Source organism: Stenotrophomonas sp. 78350_Sma (assembly GCF_056482105.1).
Window position 1 is genome coordinate 835,487 of record NZ_CM151182.1, and the last position, 19,493, is coordinate 854,979.

Below are 19,493 nucleotides of genomic sequence, written 5' to 3' on the forward strand. Positions count from 1 at the left end.
TGCATGCGCGAAACCAGGACAGGTACAGCGGCGCGGGGCCAGGAACACAGATGATACGGCCCGGCGGGCGCAGCGTCAGCGTCGCTTGCCGAAGCGGGCGCGCAGCCCTGGCAGGCTGGCGCTGAAGATCACCAGCAGGGCCAGCGCGATCTCGATCAGCGCCAGCCAGCGCGTCTCCGGGTGGCTCCAGGCGCTCATCACGCCGTGGCTGAACCAGCCCAGCGCCAGCACCGAGGCCCAGAAACCCGCCTTGCGCCAGCCCAGGCGTAGTGCGATGGCCAGCGCCAGCGGTGGCGCGGTGAACACCAGCTGGGTGGCCAGCCAGTGCTTGTCATTGATGAACCAGCCGGCGAACAGCGCGGCCAGCCCCATCAGGGCCAGCAGCAGGACCGTGCGCGGCGGCCGGTTCATCGGGCCAACCGCTGCGCGATGTCGGCCACCCGGCGGCCCAGCGCACGGGCCAGCACGGCCTCGTCGTCGGTCGGCTGCGGATCGTCGGCGGCACCGGCCACGTGGCTGGCGCCATAGGGCGTGCCGCCACTGGTGGTATGGCTCAGCGCCGGTTCGGTAAACGGAATGCCGACGATCACGCAGCCGTGGTGCAGCAGCGGTACCTGCATCGACAGCAGGGTCGATTCCTGGCCGCCATGCATCGAGGCGGTCGAGGTGAACACCCCGGCCGGCTTGCCCGAGAGGGTGCCGTTGACCCATTCGGCGCCGAGACCGTCGAGGAAATGCTTCACCGGCGCGGCCATGTTGCCGAAGCGGGTCGGGCTGCCGAGCAGCAGGCCCTGGCACTCGACCAGGTCCTGCACGCTCACATAGGGGGCGCCATCGTCGGGTACAGGCGGCTGCGCGGTCTGGGTCACCGCGGCCACCGGCGGCACCGTGCGCAGGCGCGCGCTCATGCCCGGCACTTCGCCGATGCCCCGCGCGATCTGGCGCGCCAGCCGTGCCACCGAACCGCCCCGGCTGTAGTACAGCACCAGAATCTCGCCCATCGTGCCCGCTTCTCCTCGTCGTGTGGCCACCAGTATGGCTATCCTGCCAGCATTCCGCATCGGGTACCCTTCCACCGATGGAACCTCTGGATACGCTCAACCTGTGGATGGAGCGCGCGCGGGATCGCGCACGGGCCATCAGTTTCGGCCGCTTCCTGTGGCATCGCTTCCTCGACGACCGCCTGTTCCAGGCAGCGGCGGCGCTGGCGTACACCACGGTGTTCGCGCTGGTGCCGCTGGCCATCGTGGTGTTCGGCGTGCTCTCGGCCTTCCCTGTCTTCGACCGCTGGAGCGACCAGCTCAGCGATTACGTCTTCTCCAACTTCGTGCCCAATGCCGCGCGCGCGGCGGAGGGCTACCTGCGGCAGTTCTCGGCCAGTGCCGGCCAGCTCACCGCCGCCGGCTTCATTGCGCTGGTGGTGTCACTGCTGATCACCCTCAACAGTGTTGAAGAGACCTTCAACCAGATCTGGCGGGTTGGGTCGACCCGGCCCAAGCTGACCCGTTTCCTGGTCTACTGGACGGTACTCACCCTGGGCGCGATGCTCGCCGCCGCTTCGCTGGCGGTGTCGGCGCGGGTGTTCGCGATGCCACTGTTCGGGACCCAGGAAGGTCGTTGGCTGGCCGAGTTCGCATTGCGGCTGGCGCCGATCCTGATCGAGTTCGTCTGCATCACGCTGATGTTCCGGGTGGTGCCGCACCACACCGTGAAATGGCGGCACGCGGTGCCCGGCGCGATCCTGGCGGCGGTCATCCTGGAACTGGTGAAATGGGGCATCGGTGCCTACCTGGGCAGTTTCCAGTCCTACCAGAAGCTGTATGGCACGGTGGCCTTCGTGCCGATCCTGCTGCTGTGGATCTACCTGTGCTGGGTGGCAGTGCTGCTGGGGGCATCGTTGTCTTCGTCGATGGCCGCCTTCCGCTACCAGCCGGTGGAACTGCGCCTGCCGCAGGGTTACGAGTTCTATGGCCTGCTGCGCCTGCTGGGCCGCTTCCACCATGCACGTGCCAAGGGCAAGGGCCTGGCCGATGATGAAATCCTGCGGCTGGAGCCGATGCTGACCGATTCGCTGCTGCAGGACCTGGCCTGCAACCTGCAGGAGATCGGCCTGCTGCGCCGCGATGAACGTGGTGAATGGCTCTTGTCGCGTGACCTGGACCAGGTCAGCCTGGCCGATCTGTACGAATGCACCCAGCTGCGCATCCCGGTGGCCGAGCAGCATCTGCCGTACCGGGACGACAGCCTGGGTCGCGCCGCATTGGCGGCACTGGACGACCTGCGACTGCCCCTGCGCGAACGCCTCAAGCGCAAGGTCAGCGATATCTACACCGAATCTGGAGACATGCCATGACCCGCAAGACCCCGTTGCTGCTGCTCCCGCTGGCCCTCCTGTTGGCCCTGGCGGCCTGCAAGCCGGCACAGGAGCCGACCCCGGCCAGCAGCCAGCCGCCGGCGCAGGCACCGACACCGAGCACGCCGGCACCGGTCGAGGAGACCCCGGCCGAACGCATCACCGCCGAGTTCCCGACGCTGAAGATGAAGGCGGTCGATGGCAGCGACTACGACCTGGCCGCGCACCGCGGCAAGTGGGTGGTGGTGAATTTCTGGGCGACCTGGTGCGCGCCGTGCCGCAAGGAAATGCCGGAGTTGTCGGCGCTGCATGCGATGCGCAGCAACATCGAAGTGGTCGGCCTGGCCTATGAGGACATCGAAGCGCCGGAAATGCAGGCGTTCCTGACCAAGCATCCGGTGACCTATCCGATCGTGATCGTCGACCCGTTCGATCCGCCCGCCGATTTCGCCACGCCGCGCGGCCTGCCGCTGACGCATCTCATCGATCCGCAGGGCAAGCTGGCGCACAGCTTCCTCGGCCCGGTGACTGCCGCCGACATCGAAAAGCAGATCGCGGCTGCCAAGTAGTGGGTTGGTCGGCAGGGCCTGCGGCCCTGCACCCGCGGTAGTGCCGGCCGCTGGCCGGCAGCAACAGCAACAGCGTGCATTCCGTGGGTGGGCGGGGCGGTGTCGGAGTGCGGGGACGCCGCAAGTACGTCCCTGTAGGCTTGGCAGCCGCTTGCTCGTGTGCGCTTTCCTGCGCACACGGCAAGACCGGGGTTGGGCGTCCTGCCCAACCCGCCCGAGGCATGCCTCGGGCCCATGCGGCTGACACCCCGCACTCCGACACCGCCCTACCTCTGACAGATTTCTGCGATCTGGTAGATCCACGCCATGCGTGGATGAATCTCCATCGAGTTCGAATACTTCGACAATCGGACAAAGAGCATCCACGCATGGCGTGGATCTACAGAATGCAATGCCGACAGATCGCGGAGATCTGTCGAAGGCGGGGTGGGTCCGGTTGCGGGGGCGTGAGCCGCATGGATGCGGCGACCGAGCTTACATGGACGTACTTGCAGCGTCCCCCGAAACCGGACCCGCCCCGCCATCCCTCAGGAAGCCCGCCGTTGCTGTTGCTGTTGCCGTTGCTCTGGCTTCGGCAGGTGCAGGGCCGCAGGCCCTGCCGAACAAACCCTATTCCTCGACCGGGAAGTCCTCGATCGGCTTCAGCACATCGTAGTGCTCGCGGTGCAGCTTGCCCTTCAGCTTCGGCAGCTCCGGCAACGGCGCATCCACGCGCGTATCCGGCAGCCGGTCCAGCAGGTTGCGCACCAGCGTCAGCCGGCCCAGGCGCTGGTCGTTGAAATCCACCAGCGTCCACGGCGCCGCTTCGCGGTGGGTGGCGCGCAGCATCGCCTCGCGTGCCTCGGTGTAGGCGCTGTACTTGCTGCGTGATTTCAGGTCCACCGGAGAGAGCTTCCAGCCCTTCAGCGGGTCGATATGACGCTCGGCGAAGCGCTTTTCCTGCTGCTCCTGGTCAACGCACAGCCAGTACTTGAACAGCAGGATGCCGTCGTCCACCAGCAGCTGCTCGAACACCGGCGCCTGGCGCAGGAACTGCTGGTACTCGGTCTCGCTGCAGTAGCCCATCACCCGCTCCACGCCGGCACGGTTGTACCAGCTGCGGTCCATCAGCACGATCTCGCCGGCGGCCGGAAGGTGCGACGCGTAGCGCTGGAAGTACCACTGCGTGGCTTCTCGGTCGGTGGGCTTGGGCAGTGCCACCACCCGGCACTGGCGAGGGTTGAGGTGCTGGCTGATGGCCTGGATCGCGCCGCCCTTGCCCGCCGTGTCACGCCCTTCGAACAGCACCAGCAGGCGTTGCCCGCTGTGCTGCACCCAGCGCGCCATCGCGGTCAGTTCCAGCTGCAGTGGCAGCAGCAGTTCGTCGTAGTCCTTGCGCTTGAGCTTGGCCATCGTCACACCACGCGGGAAGGAAGCCCGAGCGTAGCGCACCGTCGCGTCACCGCATGTAGAGGCAGGGCGACCGCCGCTGGGATGAGATCGATTGGGTATCGATTGGGTGCCGACTGGGTAGAGTCGACTATCGCGCGCAGCGCGGGGTTTTCGGCTTCCGGCCGAGAGCAGTCGACTGACAGTCGACTCTACCCAGCAGGCATTTTCCAGTAGACATTACCCAGTCTGTTCCGCTGTTCCCAGCCAGCCGTGCTCGCGCGCCAGCTGCTGCACCAACGCCGACAGATCATGGGCAAACCCGCCCATGTCGAACAGCCCGCTGCGCTCGCGTGCCTGCGCCAGTTCAGCACGCAACGCGGCCAGCGCAGCCGGGTCGTTGCCCAGTGCACTGGCGGTGGCGATGAACGCGGCATCGTCGGCGACGTTCAGCCGGGCCAGGCCAAGGTGATGGTTGAGGCTGCCGGCCACGCGCGCGGCGAAAGTGTCGCCCGGGCAGGTCAGCACCGGGCAGCCGGCCCACAGCGCATCGGAGGCGGTGGTGTGGGCGTTGTACGGATGCGTGTCCAGGAACAGGTCGGCCAGCTGATAACGGGCCAGGTACTGCGGATGCGGCAGCTTGTCCATGAACACCAGGCGCGCCGGGTCCAGGCCCGCGGCCTCTGCGGCGGCACGCAGGCGCGCGTCGGCCTGGCCGGGCCCGGACAGCAGCCACAGCACGCTGCAGGGCACCGCCTGCAGCACTGCAAAGGCACGGCCCATGCTGCGCGGGTTGAGCTTGTAGCTGTTGTTGAAACAGCAGAACACCACGCCCTGCACGGGCAGACCGCAGTCGGCACGCGTCGGCGCAGGCTCCAGCACGCGCGTGTTGTCCGACGGCTGGAAGGCTCGCGGCAGGCGCAGCGCGCGTTCGTTGTAGTGCGGCTCCAGTGCGGGCGGCAGCGCGAAGGCATCGCCGATCACCGCATCCATCCACGGCCCCCCCGACGTGCCCGGATAGGCCAGCCAGTTCAGCTGCAGCGGGGCAGGGCGCATCGCCAGCACTTCCGGCGCGCCGCCACCGCCCCAGCCACGCAGGTCGAACAGCAGGTCGATGCCCTGTGCGCGGATGCGTGCGGCGGTATCGGCATGACGCAGGCCGGCCACATCATGCAGCTGCGTCGCTGTCTGCAGGCGCTGGCGGATGCGGCTGCCATCGTCGCGGTTCAGTGCGAACAGATGCAGTTGCAGTGCGGGGTCGTGACGCAGCTGCTCGAACAGCGCCACGGTCAGCAATCCGGTCGGATGTGCGCCGAACCCATTGGAGAGGAAACCGACGCGCAGCGGGCCGTGCGGGCGCACCGTTGCCGGCGGCAATGGCCGCACCGAGGCAGCCACAGCCACCGCACGGGTGCGTGCGCAGGCCAACTGCTCGGCAGCGCTGGCGTCCTCGCTGAGGAAGGCAAACGGCTCGACCACGCCCTGGCCGCTGGCCACGGCGGCGCGCACCTGTGCGGCCAGCGAGTCCACGTCCTGCCAATCGCACAGGCGACGCTGCCAGGCCAGGCGCTGGGCGGCGATGTAAGGTTCGGCCGGCATCAACCCATGTGCGCGTCGATAGGCCGCCGACGCACCTTCGGCATCATCGGCATCTTCCAGTGCGTGGCCCAGCCACAGCGCAATGCCGGGATGTTGCGGTGCCAGTGCCGAGGCCTGGCCGAGCAGCTTGGCTGCATCGCCATGTGCACCGGCCATCCACGCCACGCGGCCGAGCCGCGCCAGTGCTTCGGGGTGGTTCGGGCGCAGCTGCAGGGCACGTCGCGCGGCCTGTTCGCCGGCAGCGATGTCGCCGGCTTCCAGTTCCACGTCGGCCAGCATCACCCAGGCGACGAAGTCGTCGGGCTGGCGGGCAATCGCTTGCTGCAGGTGCTGTCGCTGCTGCCAGGCCGACATCGTGCTCAGCCTGCCGACAGCTGGGCCAGGGCGTCGACCTGGTGTTCGTGGCTGAGCCGCTGCAGCAGCGGGTCGAGGTCACCGGCCAGGATGTTGGGCAGGTCGTACAGGGTCAGTCCTTCCACACGGTGATCGGTGATGCGCCCCTGCGGGAAGTTGTAGGTTCGGATGCGCTGGCTGCGGTCACCACTGCCCACCTGCAGGCGCCTCGACTCGGCCTGCGCGGCATCCTGGCGCTGGCGCTCGGCGTCCAGCAGCTGCGCCTTCAGGCGCTTCATCGCCTTGTCGCGGTTGGCGTGCTGGCTGCGCTCGGTCTGGCATTCCACCACCACGCCGGTTGGCACATGGGTGATGCGGATGGCCGATTCGGTCTTGTTGACGTGCTGGCCGCCGGCGCCGGAGGAGCGGAACGTATCCACCTTCAGGTCGGCCGGATTGATGACGATGTCATCGACTTCGTCGGCTTCGGGAATGATCGCCACGGTAGCCGCCGAGGTATGGATGCGGCCCTGCGATTCGGTGGCCGGCACGCGCTGCACGCGGTGCGTGCCCGATTCGAACTTCAGGCGCGAAAACGCGCCACGCCCGACCACGCGTGCCACTACTTCCTTGTAGCCGCCATGCTCACCGGGGTTGTCCGATTCGATCTCGACCTTCCAGCCCTGGCGTTCGGCATAGCGGGCGTACATGCGGAACAGATCGCCGGCGAAGATCGCTGCTTCGTCGCCGCCGGTACCGGCGCGCACTTCCAGGAACAGGTTGCCCTCATCGCGCGGGTCGCGCGGTACCAGCAGCAGGGCAAGCTCCTGTTCCAGTTCCTGCAGGCGGGCCTGGGCCGCGGCGATTTCCTCGTCGGCCAGTTCGCGCAGGTCGGGGTCGGCGCGCATGCCTTCGGCCGCGGCCAGGTCGGCCTTGGCGCGGGTTTCGTCGGCCAGTGCGGTGGCGACCGGCTCAAGTTGGGCGAATTCGCGCGAAAGATCGCGGAAGCGGGTGTTGTCGGCGACCACATCGGGTTCGGCGAGCAGGCGTTCCAGTTCTTCGCGGCGCTCGGCCAGCGCTTCCAGCTTACGGCGCAGGGTCGGCGTCATCGGGTCTCACGGGTGGGTGGCGGTAACCCGGCGTGGCCGGGAACAGGCGCTCGGCGGCGCGGGTCAGGTCGGCATCGCCACTGAGCGCGGCTGCGCGCAGGGCGGCGGTCGGCGGGTGCAGCAGGCGGTTGGTCAGGCCATGGGCCAGCAGTTCCAGCACTTCATCGGCCGGCTTGCCGTTGGCCAGTTGCTGGCGCGCGCGCTCCAGCAGTTCGGCGCGGGTGGCCTCGCCGAAGGCGCGCAGCTGCCGCAGCGGGGCCTGGTGGGCGCTGGCCTGCAGGGTTTCGACGAAACGCGAGACCTGCAGGTCGATGATCGCCTCGGCCTCGGCGGCCGCCTCGCGGCGTCCACGGCGGTTGTCTTCCACCGCGCGCTCCAGGTCGTCGACGGTGTAGAGGAAGGCGTCGTTGAGCGTGCCGACCTCTGCCTCGATGTCACGCGGCACGGCCAGGTCGAACAGCAGCATCGGTTTGTGCCGGCGCGCGCGCAGGGCATTGGCCACCATCTCGCGGTGGATCACCGGTTCGCGTGCGGCGGTGGCCGAGAACACCACGTCGGCCTCGCCGAGGTGGCGGTCCAGTTCAGTCAACGGCAGGGCCACGCCGCCGTGGCGGCTGGCCAGCTCCTGCGCGTGGGCGAGGGTGCGGTTGGCGATCAGCAATCGCCGCACCTTGCCTTCACTCAGGTGGCGTGCAGCCAGCTCGATGGTCTCGCCCGCGCCCACCAGCAGCACGGTGGAATCGTCCAGGCGTGCGAAGGCGTTCTGCGCCAGGCGAACTGCGGCCGAGGCGACCGACACCGGATTGGCGCCGACCTGGGTGTCGGTGCGCGCACGCTTGGCGACCGAGAAGGTCTGCTGGAACAGGCGGTCCAGGCGCTGGCCGAGCAGGCCGTGGTCACGCGCGGTCGACCAGGCATCCTTCACCTGGCCGAGGATCTGCGGTTCACCCAGCACCATCGAGTCCAGGCCGGTGGCGACCCGGAACAGGTGGCGCACGGCCTCGGCATCGGCGTGCTGATACAGGTAGCCCTGCAGGTCGCCGGCCTGGGTGTGCAGCCACTGGTCCAGCGCCTGTGCCGAATCGGCCACGGCATACAGCTCGGTGCGGTTGCAGGTGGACAGCAGCACCGCCTCGGCGATCTGCGGAGTATCGCGCAGCGAACCGAGCGCGCGCGGCAACGCCTCACCGGCGAAGGCCGCGCGCTCGCGCAGCTCCACCGGTGCGGTCTGGTGATTCAGTCCGAGCACCCACAGGGTCATTGTTCAGTTGCTTGCGATAAGCTGCTGGCCATTGGACGACATTTTAAGGCCCCGATGCCGACGATGCCCGCATTGATTCGCATCCCCAGTGTTCTGCTGCTGTCCCTGGCCTGCAGCCAGGCCCTGGCGGCGGTGCCGGCCAAGGCCCCCGTACGGGCCCCGGCCACTGAGGAACTGGCGCTGGAACCGGTGATGGCCGGTGAGTTCGCCCTGCAGGCCGGCAAGCTGGCCGAGGCCGCGCGCTGGTACCTGCAGGCCGCCCAGCAGACCGACGGCGACGCCGGCCTGGCCGAGCGCGCGACCCGCATTTCCATGCTCGCCAACGATGATGCCAGCGCCGCCAAGGGCCTGGCCCTGTGGCAGCAGCGGGCCCCGCGCTCGTTGACCCTGCGCAGTGCGGCCGGTGCGCTGGCCATGCGCCAGGGCGATGTGAAGGCTGCCCGCACCGAACTGCAGGGCCTGCTGGCCGACCCCGACGAGCGCGGCTGGAAGTTCGCCCTGGCGGCCCTGATCGGCGGTGGCCGCGATCCGGCGGTGCCCGCGCAGGTGCTGGGCGAGCTGGTCGAGGTCAACGCCATTCCGCCGAAGATCGAGGCCTGGCAGGAGTTCGGTCGCCTTGCCCTGCGCATGGACAAGCCCGACCTGGCGCGGCGCATGATCGATGAAGTGGTCAAGCGTTTCCCGGAAGAACCGCGCGTGGCGCTGCTGCGTGCCAGCCAGCTGCAGCAGGCCGGGGAGACCGGCAAGGCGCTGTCGCTGCTGCACGATGTGGAGCCGAAGACCCGCCAGGACCCGGAACTGCGCAATGCGGTGGCCATTGCCTATGACAGCCTCGGCCAGCCGTCCGCCGCCGAGCGCGTGCTGGCGTTCGGCCCGCAGGACGTGCAGACCTGGGGCATGCGTGCCTCGCTGCTGGCCAAGCAGGGTGACAAGGCCGCGCTGTCCAACCTCTACAACGAGCTGTCGCGGCAGGCGGCCAAGCCGGACCCGGCGCAGCGCCTGCTGCTGGGCAAGATCGCCGAGTACCTGAAGCGTTACGCCGAGGCCGTGCAGTGGTACCACAGCGTGCCCGGTGGCGATGAGTTGAGTGAGGCGCGCCTGCGCGCGGCCAACGCCCAGGCCCTGGCCGGGCGCCTGCCGCAGGCATTGGATGAAGTGCACGCGATCCAGTCCGATGCGGTGGTTGACGACGACGTGCGCCGCGACGCCTACCTGCTGGAAGCCGAACTGCGCCAGCGCGCCGACGACACTGCCGGGGAGTTGGATGCGCTGGCCCGCGGCCTGGCCGCTTACCCGGATGACAACGGCCTGCTGTACGCCCGTGCGCTCACCTGGGAACGCCGCGACGACATTCCGCGCGCCGAGGCCGATCTGCGCAAGATCCTGGTGACCGACCCGGAGAACGTGCCGGCTTTGAACGCGCTGGGTTACACCCTGGCCGATCGCACCGGTCGCCTGCAGGAAGCGCTGGAGCTGATCGACCGCGCCCGCGTGGCCGAACCGGACAACGCCGCCATCGTCGACAGCTATGGCTGGGTGCTGTATCGCCTGGGTCGCAAGGAAGAAGCACTGGTGCAGCTGCGTCGGGCATGGACCCTGGCCAAGGACCCGGAGATCGCTTCCCACGTAGGCGAAGTGCTGTGGGTGCTGGGCAAGCATGACGAGGCCCGCCATTTCTTCGAGGAAGCGGCCAAGCTCGATCCTGAAAACCGCGCGCTGCTGCGCGCCCGCGAGAAATTCAATCCATGAGTGTTTCCCTGATCCGGCCGCTGCTGTTGGCGGCCGTGACCCTGGCGGTGACTGCCTGTACCAGCGTGGGCACGCAGAAGACCCCGGCGCCGGCGGTGGTCGAGGTTGTTTCGGCCGAAGCGGCGCAGGTCGAGGCGGCGCGCGTGGCCGTGCTGCACGCGCAGCCGGACTGGGCTTTCCAGGGCCGGGTCGCGGTCAGCAAGGGCAAGGACGGCGGCAGCGGTCGCATCGACTGGAAGCAGGAAGGGCGCCGCTATGTGGTCGAGCTGAGCGCGCCGGTGACCCGGCAGAGCTGGAAGCTGACCGGCGATACCCATTCCGAAGCCGGTCGCCTGGAGGGACTGGCCGGCGGGCCGCGTGACGGCGAGGACGCCCAGCAGCTGCTGCTGGAAGCGACTGGCTGGGACATTCCGGTCAACCAGCTGCCGGCGTGGATCCGTGGCCTGGTGGCCGGTGATGCTGCTGGTCCGGAAAAGGTCGAACGCGACGGTGAAGGCCGGCCGCGTCGCATGCAGCAAATGGGCTGGCAGGTGCAGTATCTGGACTGGTACCCGGCCGAGGCTGGGCGCCCGGCGGTGCCACGCCGGATCGAGGCCAGCAATGGCGACGCCAAGGTACGCCTGCTGGTGGACCAGTGGGGGCAGGGCACCCCATGAGTGGGGCAGTCGACGGCGCGGGCTGGTCCTGGTGGCCGGCCCCGGCCAAGCTGAACCTGTTCCTGCACATCACCGGCCGCCGGGCCGACGGCTACCACGAACTGCAGACCGTATTCCGCCTGCTGGACTGGGGGGATCGCATCGGCCTGCGCCTGCGTGAGGACGGCCAGGTGCGCCGGCAGGGGGACGGCCTGGCGGGCGTGGCCGAGGCCGACGATCTGGCCGTGCGCGCAGCGAAGCTGCTGAAAGAGGCGGTCAATGTCGCGCAAGGTGTCGACATCATCGTCGAAAAAAACGTTTCTGCAGGTGGTGGTTTTGGCGGCGGTTCCTCCGATGCGGCCACCGTGCTGGTTGTGCTGAACCGGCTCTGGCGGGCCGGTCTGGACGAGGATGCGCTGGCCGCGCTGGGCCTGCGTCTGGGCGCGGACGTGCCGGTGTTCGTGCGCGGCCGCAATGCCTGGGCCGAAGGCGTGGGCGAGCGCCTGCAGCCGATCACCCTGGGCCCGGCTTGGTACGTGGTGGTCGAACCGGGTGTTCATGTTCCCACCCCGGCCCTGTTCGCAGACCCGGATTTGACGCGCGACAGCCCAGTTGCGAAAATAGAGGACTTCGCTTCCGGGACCCTGGTCGGGAACGCGTTCGAACCGGTGCTGCGCCGCCGCGAGCCTGCCGTAGAGGCGGCGCTTGTCGCGTTGAGCAAGATCGGGTCCGCGCGGCTGACCGGTTCGGGAAGTGGTTGTTTCGTCGAGTTCGCATCGCAGTCTGCCGCAGAGCAGGGACGGTCGAAGTTGCCGAAGGAGTTGCGGGCAAGGGTGGCAGCGGGCGTTGCGCGTTCGCCACTGCTGGATGCACTCGAGCAACACTGATTTATCAATGCAGGGGCGTCGCCAAGAGGCCCAAGGCACCAGGTTTTGATCCTGGCATTCGTAGGTTCGAATCCTACCGCCCCTGCCAATAGCGGCTGTGTCCGCGCCTTCCAGCGCATTGCCTGCGCGGGACGTGGAAACAGCCGCGGTGTTGTCAGCAGCAAGGGTCCATCAGGGTCCTTGCCGACTCCGGATCCCCGCCACTCGTCCCCGCCCGAGACAATCATGATGCAAGAGTCCCCGAACCTGCTGGTCTTTTCCGGCAACGCCAACAAACGTCTGGCGCAGAACATCTGCAAGGAACTGGGGGTTCGCCCGGGCAAGGCGCTGGTCTCGCACTTCTCCGATGGTGAAGTGCAGGTGGAGATCGAAGAGAACGTCCGCAAGCAGGACGTGTTCGTGATCCAGCCGACCTGCGCGCCGAGCGCGGAAAACCTGATGGAACTGCTGGTGTTGATCGACGCGCTCAAGCGCGCATCGGTGGCCAGCGTGACCGCCGTGGTGCCGTACTTCGGCTACTCGCGCCAGGATCGCCGCATGCGTTCCTCGCGCGTGCCGATCACCGCCAAGCTGGCGGCCAAGATGTTCAGCACCGCTGGCGCTGATCGCGTGCTGACCGTCGACCTGCACGCCGACCAGATCCAGGGCTTCTTCGATATTCCGGTGGACAACGTGTATGCGTCCCCGCTGCTGCTGGCCGACATCTGGCGCGCCTACGGCACCGAGAACCTGATCGTCGTCTCGCCGGACGTGGGCGGCGTGGTCCGCGCCCGTGCCGTGGCCAAGCGCCTGGATGACGCCGACCTGGCGATCATCGACAAGCGCCGCCCGCGCGCCAACGTCTCCACCGTGATGAACATCATCGGTGACGTCGAAGGCAAGACCTGCGTGATGGTCGATGACATCGTCGACACCGCCGGTACCCTGTGCGCCGCTGCCGCTGCCCTGAAGGCGCGCGGTGCGCTCAAGGTCGCCGCCTACTGCACCCACGCTGTGCTGTCGGGCCCGGCAGTGGACAACATCACCAATTCCCAGCTCGACGAGCTGGTGGTGACCGACACCATCCCGTTGAAGGACGCGGCGCGGGTGTGCAGCAAGATCCGCCAGCTGAGCGTGGCGGAAATGCTGGCCGAAACGATGCGCCGCATCGCCTTCGGCGAGTCGGTCAGCTCGCTGTACGTCGACTGAGTTTTTCGTCCCCGCCGGCGACGGCGGGGACATACCCCGGGTGCTTCTGGTCGCGGAAGCATCTTCAACCGCCACGCCGCAAGGCGAGGCAACAACCTGAGTAGTCGAAAATGTCGAAGACCCATGAAATCAAGGTCACCAAGCGTGAACTGCAGCGTAAGGGTGCGAGCCGCCGCCTGCGTCACGCTGGTGTGATCCCGGCCATCGTGTACGGCGGCAACGCCGAGCCGGTCGCCATCAGCCTGGACCACAACGAAATCTGGCTGGCCCAGCAGAACGAGTGGTTCTATGCCTCGATCCTGGACCTGAACCTGGACGGCCAGGTGCAGAAGGTGCTGCTGCGTGACATGCAGCGCCACCCGTACAAGCAGCTGATCATGCACCTGGACTTCCAGCGCGTGAACGAGAACGAAGCCCTGACCGCTTCGGTCCCGCTGCACTTCATCAACGAAGACACCTCGCCGGCTGGCAAGGCTGCCGACGTCGTGGTCGCCCACGAACTGAAGGAAGTGACCATCAGCTGCCTGCCGAAGGACCTGCCGGAGTCGATCGAAGTCGACCTGGGCGAGCTGAAGGCCGGTGACATCGTCTACCTGTCCGACATCAAGCTGCCGAAGGGCGTGGAAATCCCGGCCCTGGCGCTGGGCAAGGACCACGACGACGCCATCGTCACCGCCAAGGCCGGCAAGGTCGACGCGGCTGACGAAGAAGCGGCTGCCGCCGAGTAATACCGCTACGGTGCCTGCCTCCGGGCAGGCACCGTGTTGGAAGGAACCATGGCAGGACTGCGACTGATCGTCGGTCTGGGCAATCCCGGATCGGAACACGCCCGGACCCGGCACAATGCCGGGTTTCATTTCGTTGAGGCCCTGGCGGAAAAAGCCGGTGCGCGATGGAATGTGGACAGCAAGCTGTTCGGCGAGACCGCCAAGGTCGAGATCGCCGGGCAGACGGTGTGGCTGCTCAAGCCCGCCACCTTCATGAATCTCAGCGGCAAGTCGGTCACCGCCGCACAGCGGTTCTGGAAGATCGAGCCGGAAGAAACCCTGCTGGCCCACGACGAACTGGACCTGGCGCCCGGCGTGGCGCGGCTGAAGTTCGACGGTGGCCACGGCGGACAGAACGGCCTGCGCGACACCATCCGCCTGCTCGGCCACGGCAAGTTCCACCGCCTGCGCGTGGGCATCGGCCACCCCGGCCACAAGGACCGCGTGGTGGGTTGGGTGCTCGGCCGCCCGTCGAAGGACGACGACGGGCTGATCGCGCGCGCCATCGACGATGCGATCGACGTCATGCCGCTGGCGGTACAAGGCGATTTCAGCGAAGCGATGAAGCAGCTGCACACCCCGAAATGAATGGTAGGTACCGACCGTTGGTCGGTACGGAGAATGATTGGAAAAGCAGCGCCCAGGTCGCTGTTTCCCCAATCACTTTCACCCCAGAGAGCTGTCACCCATGGGTATCAAATGCGGCATCGTCGGCCTGCCCAACGTCGGCAAGTCGACCCTGTTCAATGCACTGACCAAGGCGGGCATCGCCGCGGCGAACTTCCCGTTCTGCACCATCGAGCCGAACGTCGGCATCGTGCCGGTGCCGGATCCGCGCCTGGGTGAGCTGGCAGCGATCATCAACCCGCAGAAGGTCATCCCGACCGCGGTCGAGTTCGTCGACATCGCCGGCCTGGTGGCCGGTGCCGCCAGCGGTGAAGGCCTGGGCAACAAGTTCCTGGCGCACATCCGCGAAGTCGATGCGATCACCCACGTGGTGCGCTGCTTCGAGCACGGCGACATCGTGCACGTGGCCGGCAAGGTCGATCCGATCTCGGACATCGAAACCATTGATACCGAGCTGGCGCTGGCCGACCTGGACAGCGTCGAGAAGGCACTGAACCGTGCCGAACGCGCAGCCAAGGGTGGCGACAAGGATGCAGCGGCGCGCAAGCCGGTGCTGGCCAAGCTGCAGGCCGCGCTGTCGGATGGCAAGGCCGGTCGCTCGGCGGGCCTGGACGAGGAAGAGAAGGCGCTGGTGCGCGATCTGTTCCTGCTGACCCTGAAGCCGGTGATGTACATCGCCAACGTGCTGGAAGACGGTTTCGAGAACAACCCGCACCTGGACGCCGTGCGCGCGCACGCCGCCGCTGAAGGCGCGCAGGTGGTGCCGGTGTCGGCCGCGATTGAAGAAGAGCTGTCGCAGCTGGACGACGAAGACCGCGATACCTTCCTGGCCGACCTGGGCCTGAGCGAGCCGGGCCTGAACCGCGTGATCAACGCGGCCTACAGCCTGCTCGGCCTGCAGACCTACTTCACCGCTGGCGTGAAGGAAGTCCGCGCGTGGACCGTGCGCAAGGGCGCTACCGCCCCGCAGGCCGCCGCGGTCATCCACACCGACTTCGAGAAGGGCTTCATCCGCGCCGAGACCATCGCGTATGACGACTTCATCAAGTACAAGGGCGAAGCTGGCGCCAAGGAAGCCGGTCGCCTGCGCCTGGAAGGCAAGGAATACCGCGTGCAGGAAGGCGACATCCTGCACTTCCGCTTCAACGTCTGATCCTGCGGCAGCGGATCGACCCTGGACGCCCCGCCTTGCGCGGGGCGTTCGCGTTTCCGCGGGTGGACAAAAAAACACCACGTTGCGAAACGCTTGCGGTGTGACGCTCGCCGGCACTTGTCCACAGCAAACTCCCATTGCTTTCCACGCCGGGTGTGGAAAACCGGCGAACCTGATGTAGAGCCGAACTCACGCTCGGCTTAGGGGGGGGCATCAGCCGAGTGCGGGCTCGGCTCTACCCGGCTTGCCCGAGCAACGTGGGTAAATATTCGCCATGCTTCGAAACGCTTGCGTGGTAATGCTCCCACCCACTTGTCCACATCAAATCCCAACCACTCTCCACGCCGGGTGTGGAAAACCACGGGTGGGTATGGACAAAAATTCACCACTCCCTGAAATGCCTGGTGCGTGGCGCTCGCCGCCACTTGTCCACACCAAACCCCCATCGCTTTCCACGCGGCATGTGGAAAAAGCGCCCGGCACTCCCTTGCCGGGTTCTTCCCGCATCACCAGTTGTACGAGATGCCCAGCTGGGCGCCGACATCGCGGAAGCCTATGCCACCGCTCTGCCGACTGATCTCTCCCCAGCCGCGCCATCCGCCGGACAGGTTCAGCTGCATGCCGGCCTTGGCCTCGTAGATGTCACGCGGCAGCTGGCGGCGCAGTTGCTCGCCGTCCATCGCCAGCCCCGCGCCATTTCCGCCGGACCACCAGTTCACCGCCACGTACGGGTGCACCTGGCCCTGCGCCGGGCTCAACCCACGGCTGTACAGGCGCAGGCCGAGACGGGTGCTGGTCTCGCCACCACCGCGGTCCTCGACCACCGTGCCGTTGGCCTCGACCACGCGGTCGCTGTCATAGCGGCTGTGCACCACCTGCAGCTGCGGTTCCAGGTAGATGCCGCGCTGCGCGGTGCGCCGCAGGGGCAGTACATAGCCGGCCTCGGCCGACGCACTCCAGTTGCGGGCGTCATAGCGCTCCTTCTGCAGGCCTTCGCCCTGCACGCTGTTGCGGAAGCGGCCGTACTGCAGCCAACCATCCACATAGGCACCGCCCTGCATGCGCGCATCCTGCAGCCAGGTGGCATAGGCACCCACGCTGGTGCCAGTGACCACGCCACGCGCGGCGTAGCCGGTCACCTGCGAGCGGCTGTCATTGCGCGCGCGGCCGTGGCCGAGCATCGCACCCGCCTGCAGCTCGCCGGTGCCACCCACCTCGAAGCGGTGGCCGACGCCGACCAGCACGCTGCTGATCTGGCCATCGACCTGGACCTGGCGGGTGCGGCCGTGGCTGTCAGGCTGCGCGCTGCGAAGGTGCATCCAGGCCACGGCATCGCCGCTGGCGCCGGCCTCGGCGGCGGGATCACCGGCGCGGTCATGCAGGCTGTGCCGGAACATGTCCAGTGCGGCGCTGCGGTTGGCCAGGTAGGCCGCCGGTTCCGGGCGTTCCACCTGCGGGCGCGGCGGATCGATCGGCGGCTCCGGCGGTAACGGCGGATCGATCGGCGGTTCCGGCGGTGACGGCGGATCGACCGGCGGTTCCGGCGGCTGCGGCGGATCAACCGGGGGCTCCGGCGGTTCCGGCGGATCGACCGGCGGTACGTACTCCGAACGCAGGTACCAGTTGCCATCATCCGGGGTCGACACGCCACCCTTGAACAGGAAGTAGTCGTAGGCGCCCGCAACCGCGCGCCCCTGCAGGCTGAACTGTGCATCCGACTGGCCAGCCACGGTGATCAGGCGGGGGCCCTCCTGGGGCAGGGCCCGGGCGCGGCGGGGGGGGCGCGCGCCCGCGGGGGGGGGGGCGGGGGTGTGGGGGTACCAGCTGGTCGCCCAGCGAAGTGTCGTCGCCCAGCGCGCGGTTGAAGATCCACTGGCCACCGTTGCCCACATAGTCGCCGCTGACGGTGACGGTCTTGAAGCCGCCCGCCGCCGGCGCATCGAAGGCGATGGTGCCGGCGTGTTCGAGCGCGCCGACGCTGGAACTGGCACGCACGTTCCACTGGCTGCTGCCATCCAGCGCCAGCTGTGCGACCTGATAGCCCGAGTCGTTGCGCAGGGCACCGCTGAACGTGGTGCCGTTGCCCAGCACCATGTGCACGTCAGCCGTTGCGCTGTCGACCACCACGTCACCGCGCAGCGTGCTGGCGTTGGCGCTGAAGTCGATGCGGCTGGTCGCCACGCTGCTGCCATCGGTGAATACCGTGTCGCTGACCCGCAGCAGGCGGCCACTGCCGTCGCCTGCAGTCACATCGCTGCCATTGACGGCCAACGCATGGTTGCTGCCCTGCAGCCAGAACGCGGCGCCGCTGGCGGTCTCGATGTGGCTGTCATTGAAGGTGGCACGGTTCCAGTACGGGCCGAACGCGGTCAGGTAGGAGCGGTAGCCGCCGCTGTTGCTGCCGGTCATGCGGATGTCCAGGCGATCGGCCTGGGTCAGCCGCGCCGTGTTCATGTGCACGATGCCGAACACGTTCTCGCCGTCGCTGCGGATCGCAACGGTGTCGAGCAGCGCGGTGGCGGTGGAGCCACCGATGAACACACCACCGCCGCCATTGCCGCGCACGTCGATCACGTTGCCGCTGGCTTCAATGCGGCTGGCGGTGCTGCCGGTGGAGCCGGTCACGCGTACGCCATAGGTTGCATCGCCGTGCGTGGTGATCCGGCCGCCCTGCACGGTGGCGACGCCGCCGGCGATCTCAACGCCGTAGCCGTAGGTGTCGGTCCAGGTGTCGATGCTGCTGTCGGTCAGCTGCAGGCGCGACTCATCGCTGGCCAGCCAGAATCCGGAGTAGCCGTCGCGGACATCGAACGCGGCATCGCGGGCGGTCAGCTGGCCCCAGCTGTTGATGTTCACGCCATAGCCGCCCACGGTGTAGAAGCTGCCGCCGTTGATCACCGCGCTGGAATAGGTCTTGTTGATGCGGCTGCCAAGCAGGCGCATGCTGCCGCCCACCGAGTGCGCTTCGACGTTCTCCAGCAGCACGCTGCCACCGCTGTCGATATCGAACCAACCGTTCTGCAGGTAGGTGTCGTACAGCTCGGCGCGGCTGCCCACGCCATCGACGGCGACGCCGGCGAGGGTGCCGCCGGGGGCGAGGGTGATCCGGCTGTTGCGGATCATCAGCAGGCCAGCGCTGTCGGCGCGCAGGCGGGCACCGCTGTCAGCGCTCATCTGCAGGTTGTCCAGGTGCACTTCACTGCCCTTGCCGTTGGCACCGACCAGGGTGCCGACGCCGCCGGTCATCGCGATGCGGCCGCCGGTGTAGCGGATCACGCCGCCGTTGTAGGCCTGCACGCTGCCGTATCCGCTGGCGTTGCGCGTGGTCTCAATGTCGACATCACGCGCATCGATCACACTGCCGGCACCATTGGCATACAACGCATAGACGCCCACGCCGGTGGCCGGTGCGATCGACAGCGTCGCCCCGCGCAGCTGTACCTGGCCGCCATTGGCGGCAGACACGGCACTGCCATTGCCGGTCACGTTGATGCGGCTGCCGTCGATCAGTGCGTTGCTGCCAGCACCGGTGACGGTCAGTGCGAAGCCGCCCGCGCTATGGGTGAGGACATCATCGGCACCCAGCTGCAGGCTGTTGCCGTCGCTGATCTGCACGGGGCCGGTCAGATTGGCGGCATGGGCGGGTAGTGCCGCCCACAGGGCGGTCGCCAGCAGGCTGGGAAGGAGGGGGGCAGGCGTGAGGCGCGCGCGCGCGGACGCACGGCGGCGCCGAGTCGGGGATGCGTACATGCTGTTGGACTTCCTGTGGCAGGGCGCAGCGCGGCTGCGCGAACTGGCGCGGCAGGGCCGCGTCGCTGCGGAAGCCACTCGCAATGGCGGCTGCAGGCGCCATCGGACTTCCGTCCCCCACGGCGACGCAGCAACGGCCGGCAGG

Annotated in this window: 17 protein-coding genes and 1 tRNA gene; 10 read left to right on the forward strand and 8 right to left on the reverse strand. The window is 67.9% G+C overall.

Annotation, left to right across the window (positions count from 1 at the left end; genetic code table 11):
• Positions 1-75 precede the first annotated feature (75 nt).
• Positions 76-411, reverse strand: coding sequence for a DUF2069 domain-containing protein (locus ACZK4H_RS03700; protein WP_099552725.1), 336 nt, complete (start codon positions 409-411; stop codon positions 76-78).
• On the reverse strand, positions 408-1,001 hold the full coding sequence (gene wrbA / locus ACZK4H_RS03705) for an NAD(P)H:quinone oxidoreductase (RefSeq protein WP_005408181.1): 594 nt from the start codon (positions 999-1,001) through the stop codon (positions 408-410). The genes ACZK4H_RS03700 and wrbA overlap by 4 nt, the downstream gene beginning before the upstream one ends.
• Before the next feature lie 77 nt (positions 1,002-1,078).
• Here wrbA and ACZK4H_RS03710 point away from each other — a divergent pair, with 77 nt between their 5' ends.
• Together ACZK4H_RS03710 and ACZK4H_RS03715 are read left to right on the forward strand one after the other, a co-directional pair.
• Entirely contained in the window at positions 1,079-2,353 is a 1,275-nt protein-coding gene (locus ACZK4H_RS03710; protein WP_099552724.1) for a YihY family inner membrane protein, read from the forward strand.
• On the forward strand, positions 2,350-2,922 hold the full coding sequence (locus ACZK4H_RS03715) for a TlpA family protein disulfide reductase (RefSeq protein WP_099552723.1): 573 nt from the start codon (positions 2,350-2,352) through the stop codon (positions 2,920-2,922). Before ACZK4H_RS03710 ends, ACZK4H_RS03715 begins: the two co-directional genes overlap by 4 nt.
• Positions 2,923-3,531: 609 nt before the next feature.
• Here ACZK4H_RS03715 and ppk2 read toward each other — a convergent pair.
• The 4 genes from ppk2 to hemA all read right to left on the reverse strand — a co-directional run bounded on the left by ppk2 (position 3,532) and on the right by hemA (position 8,592).
• A complete protein-coding gene (gene ppk2 / locus ACZK4H_RS03720) occupies positions 3,532-4,314 on the reverse strand; it encodes a polyphosphate kinase 2 (RefSeq protein ID WP_014036078.1) in 783 nt (260 codons plus the stop codon).
• 216 nt (positions 4,315-4,530) lie between these two features.
• Positions 4,531-6,243 (reverse strand): O-linked N-acetylglucosamine transferase, SPINDLY family protein, encoded by a 1,713-nt coding sequence (locus ACZK4H_RS03725; RefSeq protein ID WP_099551249.1) that lies wholly within the window; start codon positions 6,241-6,243, stop codon positions 4,531-4,533.
• A gap of 5 nt (positions 6,244-6,248) precedes the next feature.
• Positions 6,249-7,331 (reverse strand): peptide chain release factor 1, encoded by a 1,083-nt coding sequence (prfA, locus tag ACZK4H_RS03730; RefSeq protein ID WP_099551248.1) that lies wholly within the window; start codon positions 7,329-7,331, stop codon positions 6,249-6,251.
• Positions 7,309-8,592: a glutamyl-tRNA reductase gene (gene hemA, locus ACZK4H_RS03735; RefSeq protein WP_099551247.1), complete on the reverse strand. Its 1,284-nt coding sequence runs from the start codon at positions 8,590-8,592 to the stop codon at positions 7,309-7,311. Before hemA ends, prfA begins: the two co-directional genes overlap by 23 nt.
• A gap of 63 nt (positions 8,593-8,655) precedes the next feature.
• Here hemA and ACZK4H_RS03740 point away from each other — a divergent pair, with 63 nt between their 5' ends.
• The 8 genes from ACZK4H_RS03740 (at position 8,656) to ychF (ending at position 15,598) form a co-directional block, all read left to right on the forward strand.
• Positions 8,656-10,341, forward strand: coding sequence for a tetratricopeptide repeat protein (locus ACZK4H_RS03740; protein WP_197577790.1), 1,686 nt, complete (start codon positions 8,656-8,658; stop codon positions 10,339-10,341).
• Positions 10,338-10,997 (forward strand): lipoprotein insertase outer membrane protein LolB, encoded by a 660-nt coding sequence (gene lolB, locus ACZK4H_RS03745; RefSeq protein WP_099551245.1) that lies wholly within the window; start codon positions 10,338-10,340, stop codon positions 10,995-10,997. Before ACZK4H_RS03740 ends, lolB begins: the two co-directional genes overlap by 4 nt.
• Positions 10,994-11,863 carry a 4-(cytidine 5'-diphospho)-2-C-methyl-D-erythritol kinase gene (gene ispE / locus ACZK4H_RS03750; RefSeq protein ID WP_099551244.1) on the forward strand — a complete coding sequence of 290 codons (870 nt, stop codon included), beginning with the start codon at positions 10,994-10,996 and terminating at the stop codon, positions 11,861-11,863. Before lolB ends, ispE begins: the two co-directional genes overlap by 4 nt.
• 11 nt (positions 11,864-11,874) lie before the next feature.
• Positions 11,875-11,951 (forward strand) — tRNA-Gln (locus tag ACZK4H_RS03755).
• Between the two features lie 140 nt (positions 11,952-12,091).
• Entirely contained in the window at positions 12,092-13,051 is a 960-nt protein-coding gene (locus ACZK4H_RS03760; protein ID WP_005415400.1) for a ribose-phosphate diphosphokinase, read from the forward strand.
• 110 nt (positions 13,052-13,161) lie between these two features.
• Positions 13,162-13,779, forward strand: a complete 618-nt coding sequence (locus ACZK4H_RS03765; RefSeq protein WP_099551243.1) for a 50S ribosomal protein L25/general stress protein Ctc — start codon at positions 13,162-13,164, stop codon at positions 13,777-13,779.
• Between the two features lie 48 nt (positions 13,780-13,827).
• Complete coding sequence (gene pth / locus ACZK4H_RS03770) at positions 13,828-14,406, forward strand: aminoacyl-tRNA hydrolase (RefSeq protein WP_099551242.1); 579 nt, start codon at positions 13,828-13,830, stop codon at positions 14,404-14,406.
• A 100-nt stretch (positions 14,407-14,506) separates the two neighbouring features.
• The gene (ychF, locus tag ACZK4H_RS03775; RefSeq protein ID WP_099551241.1) at positions 14,507-15,598 is read left to right on the forward strand and encodes a redox-regulated ATPase YchF; all 1,092 of its coding nucleotides are present in this window, start codon (positions 14,507-14,509) and stop codon (positions 15,596-15,598) included.
• A 506-nt stretch (positions 15,599-16,104) separates the two neighbouring features.
• Here the strand turns inward: ychF and ACZK4H_RS03780 are convergent.
• A complete protein-coding gene (locus tag ACZK4H_RS03780) occupies positions 16,105-17,328 on the reverse strand; it encodes an autotransporter family protein (RefSeq protein WP_478473054.1) in 1,224 nt (407 codons plus the stop codon).
• Positions 17,228-19,348: a hypothetical protein gene (locus ACZK4H_RS03785; protein WP_478473055.1), complete on the reverse strand. Its 2,121-nt coding sequence runs from the start codon at positions 19,346-19,348 to the stop codon at positions 17,228-17,230. The genes ACZK4H_RS03780 and ACZK4H_RS03785 overlap by 101 nt, the downstream gene beginning before the upstream one ends.
• Between the last annotated feature and the right edge of the window lie 145 nt (positions 19,349-19,493).